General features: G+C 63.7%; 4 protein-coding genes. 1 reads left to right on the top strand and 3 read right to left on the bottom strand.

The features are described from left to right. Window positions 1–16: 16 nt before the first annotated feature. The 3 genes from HX803_RS26805 to pvdM are packed head-to-tail and all read right to left on the bottom strand — an operon-like array spanning window position 17 to window position 3,559. Window positions 17–889, bottom strand: a complete 873-nt coding sequence (locus HX803_RS26805) for a formylglycine-generating enzyme family protein (RefSeq protein ID WP_178924910.1) — start codon at window positions 887–889, stop codon at window positions 17–19. Between the two features lie 32 nt (window positions 890–921). Beyond that, window positions 922–2,190, bottom strand: a complete 1,269-nt coding sequence (locus tag HX803_RS26800; protein WP_178924908.1) for an aminotransferase class V-fold PLP-dependent enzyme — start codon at window positions 2,188–2,190, stop codon at window positions 922–924. Window positions 2,191–2,209: 19 nt separating this feature from the next. After that, window positions 2,210–3,559 (bottom strand): pyoverdine-tailoring dipeptidase-like protein PvdM, encoded by a 1,350-nt coding sequence (pvdM, locus tag HX803_RS26795; RefSeq protein ID WP_178924906.1) that lies wholly within the window; start codon window positions 3,557–3,559, stop codon window positions 2,210–2,212. A 142-nt stretch (window positions 3,560–3,701) separates the two neighbouring features. On the opposite strand from pvdM, the gene HX803_RS26790 reads away from it, so the two are divergent. Continuing rightward, window positions 3,702–5,321: a PvdJ/PvdD/PvdP-like protein gene (locus tag HX803_RS26790; RefSeq protein WP_178924904.1), complete on the top strand. Its 1,620-nt coding sequence runs from the start codon at window positions 3,702–3,704 to the stop codon at window positions 5,319–5,321. The last annotated feature ends 264 nt before the right edge of the window (window positions 5,322–5,585 follow it).

Below are 5,585 nucleotides of genomic sequence, written 5' to 3'. Positions count from 1 at the left end.
CTCCTACAAGGGGGGGTTACAGTTCGCGCGCTACGCGAAACCCAATCCAGTCCCCGCGCGTCTGCGGGTAGATGTTGTTGCGATTACCCGAGCGCGAAAACACCGGCGCCTCACCCCAATCATTGCCCCGAATCTGGTAACTCTCGCAGTTCGGCTCCATCCACGCGCTGCCATCGGTAGGCGCGCCGATGTAGTTGGGGTGTTCGCAGTCAGCCACCCGCTCGTACACGTTGCCGTGCATGTCATACATGCCAAACGCGTTCGGCGGGTAGCTGCCGACCGGCGAGGAATAGCTGTAGCCGTCCGCCGGGCCGTAGGTGTTGGCATGTTCGGCGATGCTGTAGCCCTTGCCCGCATCAAACGGGAACGGGAACGGCCCGGTGGTGCCTGCGCGTGCGGCGTATTCACGCTGGGCTTCGCTGACCATCTGGTACTTCTGCCCGGTCTTTTTCGACAGCCAGGCCACGTAGTTCTTTATGTCGTCCATGTCCATGCATACCGCCGGCTGGCGCGGCCCCTGGGGGTAGCGCGGCTTGCTGGCGATGCACTCGCGGCCCGGGCGGGTGTCGCCATCGGCGATCTTGACCCCGGTCTGGCGCACATAGCTGTCCCATTCGCCTGCGGTGATGTGGAAGCGGCTCATGGCAAACGGCTTGGCGAAGGTCACTTCATGCATCGGGCCTTCGTCGGGCTCGCGGCCGACTTCATCTTCCGGGGTGCCCATGGTGAAGGTGCCAGCGGGCAGCACCACCATTTCCGGGCAGTCCTTGCAGTCCTTGAAGACTTTGCCCGGTTGCGGCGTCGCCGCCTGGGCCAGGCCTGGCAGCCAGGCGCCGCACAGCGCGGTCAGCGTCAATGCGGCCAAGGGTTTGAGTCGGGAGGGGATCATGTGGGCGCCTCGTTCAAAGGAAGAAAAGGGGTTCATAGCCGCTGGCTCAGCAGGGTCATGAAGCGATGGATCTCATCCGAGCTGTTCAGCAGGCCGGGGGAGGTGCGGATCACGGGACCAACGTCGCGGTCCACCGCATCGATCACCACGCGGTTTTTCATCATGTGCGCGACGACGGCCTCGCTGTCCTGGCCCTTGACCCGAAAGAACGTAAACCCGGCCGACAGCTCGGGGCTGCGCGGGGTGACCAGTTCGATGTTGGGCCGCGCCAGCAGCTCACTCTTGAGTTCAGTGTTGAGTGCATGGATGCGCGCCTGCACCTGCGCCTTGCCCAACTGCAAGTGCAGCTTGAAGGCTTCGTCCGCCGCCCAGCGATGCTCGAACGCGTGGTAGCCGCCCGGAGTCATGGTGGTGGCGAAGTTGGTGTCTTCGGAAAAGGTCGGCACCATCGGCGTGACGTATTTGTTCTCGCTGTCGCGGGCGCAGACCAGGCCGGTGCCGCGCGGGCCGAACATCCATTTGTGGGTGCCGGCAATAAAGAAGTCGCAGTGCATGTCCGGAAAGTCCAGGTTTTCCACGCCGAGGCCATGCACGCCATCGACCACATAGAGGATGCGGTCCTTGTTGTCGCGATTGCGGTTGAGTGCCTGCACCAGCTTGCCGATCTCGCCGATCGGCAGCTTTACGCCACTGCCGGACTGCACCCAAGTCATGCCCAGCACTCGGGTATTGGGGCGGATGCTGCGCTCGATAGTGCCCAGCACTTCATCGGCGGAAACGTGTTGGGTGTCTTCGAACAGCGTGATCCGGCGCACCTGTGTGCCTTCCTTGGCCACACGAAAATCCAGCACGTTCTGGGTGGCGTAATGCTCGTGAACCGTGGTGAGGATTTCCTGGTCGGCACGCACCTTGATCCCGCCATAAATCATCGCCAGGCCTTCAGACGTGCTGCCAGTGAGGGCGATCTGCGCTGGCGTGGCGTTCAGGTAGCGACCCGCCCATTCACGCACCTGGCCTTCGCGCTTCCAGGTTTCCTCCAGGCCCCAGTCCATCGCCAGACCCGGGTTACGGTCGATTTGCAGGCGATAACGCTCGATGGCCTCGCGCACCGGCTTGGGGTGCGAGGCCACCAGGAAGTTGGAGAAGTGCAGGTAGTCCGGGTCCTGGTTGAACAGCTGCTTGAGCCCTGTCCATGGCGAGCTTGCTGCAAGGTCTGGCGCGGCGGCCAATGCCTGAGGGAGCAACGGCAGGCTGGCGGCGAATACGCCGGCCTGCTTGAGAAACGTACGGCGGTCGGTCATGGACACACTTCGTGGGTGATTAGCGATTGGCCAAGGGTTTGGCGGCTTTTTGTACCTGGTCCCACACTCGCAGGAAGTTGCCTCCCCACAGCTTGGCGATGTCGGCTTCGGAGTAGCCGCGCTGGATCAGTTCGGCCGTCACGTTGCGTACCTCGCCGACGTTCTCCCAGCCCTGCAGGCCGCCGCCGTCGTTGAAGTCCGACGCGATGCCGACGTGATCGATGCCGACCTTGCGCACGGTGTAATCAATCGCATCGCCCCAATCCTTGAGGCTGGCCTTGGGTTCCTCTTCGAGGATGGCGTACAGCCCCTGGGCGTACTGGCCGAACTTCTGCTCGGGCCAGGCGCTGATGATCGCGTCACCTGGCATCAAGGCCATGGCCAGGTTGGGCAGGGGAGGCAGGTCGAAACGTGCGCGCAGGGCGTTGAGCTTGTCCTGGGTCGGCTGGCTCAGCGGGCGCAGATAAGCCGGGAAGCCCACCACTTGCACCACGCCGCCGCTGTTCTTGATCAGCTGCAGTTCCTTGTCGCTGAGGTTGCGCGGGATATCCACCGACGCACGCGGCGCCGAGTGGGACGCGATCATCGGCGTGCGGCTCAACTGCGCCACCTGCTCCAGCGCCTTGGTCGACATCTGCGACACATCGATGATCACCCCCAGGTCATTCAGGCGATGCACCGCTTGCTTGCCGATGTCCGACAAACCGTCGAGGGCGTCCGGCGAGTCGTTGAAGAACGGCAGCGGGCGCGACGAATCGGACCAGGCGTTGTTGCCGATGTAGCTGAAGCCGAACATGCGCATGCCGCGCGCGGTCCACAGGTCCAGCTGGTTCAGGTCGTCTCCCAGGGGGTAGGCGTTGAGCATGCTGATAAAGATCGCGAACTTGCCTTCGCCATGCAGGCGACGGAAATCATCCGGTGTATAGGCAATGCCCACCTGGTTGGGGAAGTCGCGCACCATGCCCGAGAGGATCTTGTAGCGCACCTCCTGCTGGTGCCGGGCCTCTTCGACAAAACCGTCGGTGGGCTTGTGCGGGGCGTTGGGGCCGTTCCACATTTCCGGCCAGCCGAAAATCGTCAGGGCCGCCCCCGACAAGCGCCCGCGTGCTGCCTTGGCCAGGTCGAACTGGCCGCTGCCGTCCTTGTCGGCTTCGTTCCCGGCCGTGCCGAAATCCAGGGGCACGGTGATGTGGCTGTCGAACGACAGCAGGCGATCCTGCATTTCGTTGGCCTGCTTGATCACTTCCAGCGGGTAGCCGGCATTGCCACGGAACCAATGGTCCCAGGCCAGGAAACCCGCACCGGCACCGATGGCCAATGCCAATGGCAGGCCGATGAACAGCGCCTTTTTCGAACGTGGTTTTGTCATTGCCATCTCAGTCAGTTGAGGCCTTTGCTATCAGGGAAGAACGAGCGATGGCAGGGGAAATTTAGGTGGCGGCGCCACGCCGGTAAATTTCACCGGGCTGCAAACGTTCTAGCTCTGATTAAGCCGTTTCCTAAGGTAGACAATGACGATCTCTCGACGTGGGTTCATCGCAGGCCTGGCGCTGACGGGCGCAGCCGTGCCAGCGGCCCTTTATGCCCATCGCGAGCTGACGCGTGAAGAAGAATTCCCGATCACCCCCGGCGAGGCCACGGTCGACCTGGCCGACACCCGTGGCCAGCACCTGGCGAATACGCTGCGGGGTGTCTGGAGCCTGCGCCTGGAAGGCCGCGATGCGGGGCTCAAGGGTTTGCCGCTCGAAGGCCTTGAACTGTTGCTCGACATCGCCCCCCGGGGCCGTGGCCTGCGCGGCTATCTGGACACTGGGGCCAACCTGCGCGCCGAAGGTGAGCCGCGCTACCGTGTACTGGGTGACCTGCTGACGGGCGATGGCGCGGTGCTCTACTGGCGGTTGATCGACCGTGATGCGGCGGCGGGTGAGCCTGCCTATGAATTCAAGATGACCCTCGACGAAGTCTGGAGCGAGTTTGGCAACGCTGGCAGCGGCACCCTCAGCGGGCAGATCCTCGACCTCGACCGCCCGCTGGCGTTGACCGAGCGTGACAACCGCTTTGTTGCGCACAAACAGCTGTTTCCCGAAGCCCGCCAGCGCATCGGCCTCAACCCGACCTTGCTGGCCTGGCTGATTTCCCCCGAGCACCGCCTGTTCCATCAGCTGTGGCACGCCTCCCGCGATCAATGGCACAAACTCACCGAAGAAAAACGCGAGGCCCTGCGCGGCATTGGCTGGCAACCCGGCCCGCGTGGCCAGGAGCGTGACGCCCGGGGCAAGCGCAAGGACCGCAACGGCTCGGGCATCGACTTCTTCTTCATGCACCGCCACATGCTCGGCACGGCGCGCTCCATGCAAGACCTGCCGTCCTGGCCGCAGTTTCCCGAACCGCAGCCGGCGCTGGAGCGTGACCGCCTGGGCTTCGTGCGCTACTTCGACAACAGCGACGGCTTTGCCCTGCCACCCACCTGGTCAGCCCCCGACGATGCGGACTACACCCAGTGGGTCAGCGACATCAAGGCCGCCGAGACCTACCACAGCAATTTCCAGGTGTGGGAATCCCAATACCGCGACCCGCGCTACCTGGCCAAGCTGACCCTGGGCCAGTTGGGCTCCGAGATGGAACTGGGCCTGCACGACTGGCTGCACATGCGCTGGGCCTCCGTGCCCCGCGACCCGTCCAACGGCGGCCCGGTGCCCTTTGCCCGCGACCCCGCCGACTTCGCCGCCCGCTGGTACGCGGCTGAGAACGACTTCCTTGGCGACCCGTTTTCTTCCCACGTAAACCCGGTGTTCTGGCACTTCCACGGCTGGATCGACGACCGCATCGAAGACTGGTTCCGCGCCCACGAGCGCTTCAACCCGGGCGAGGTCAGCCGGCTGGAGGTCAACGGCGTGGCCTGGTTCGCCCCGGGCCGTTGGGTGGAAGTGGCAGACCCCTGGCTGGGCCCGGACACCCACGGTTGCAGCACCACCCCCGGGTTGCAGGTGGGCAAGTCGATGGAGATGGACCCGGAGGTTATGAAGCTGGCCCTGCGCATTACCTTTGGCGCCGATGAAGACGTGCTCAAGGGCTTGTTCAAGCGTGTGCCGAAACGGCCGTGGTATGCACGCAACTTGAAGCTCAAGTGAGTCATTCGATCGCTCCCACGCTTTATCGTGGGAGCGCTCAAAAAAACCTGAATTTAAATTGAACCCGCTCTGATCCGCGCTTGTCCCCGCTTCCCATGTCACCCCCCGCGCTGCAAATCCCTTAATTTCCCAACCCTGTCGGAAGCCCCTCCAGGCCCCCGGCTGCGCCCGCATTTTTTACCGGGCCACCAGCACACCCCGATCCAAGCGGCAGCTGAAAACGGACTTTCTCCTCAACCGTGACTTATCAGGCAGGTTACCCCC

Source organism: Pseudomonas sp. P7548 (genome assembly GCF_013386585.1).
GTDB lineage: Bacteria > Pseudomonadota > Gammaproteobacteria > Pseudomonadales > Pseudomonadaceae > Aquipseudomonas.
The sequence above is the reverse complement of the archived record's forward strand: the minus strand, read 5'-3'. Positions and strand labels throughout refer to the sequence as shown.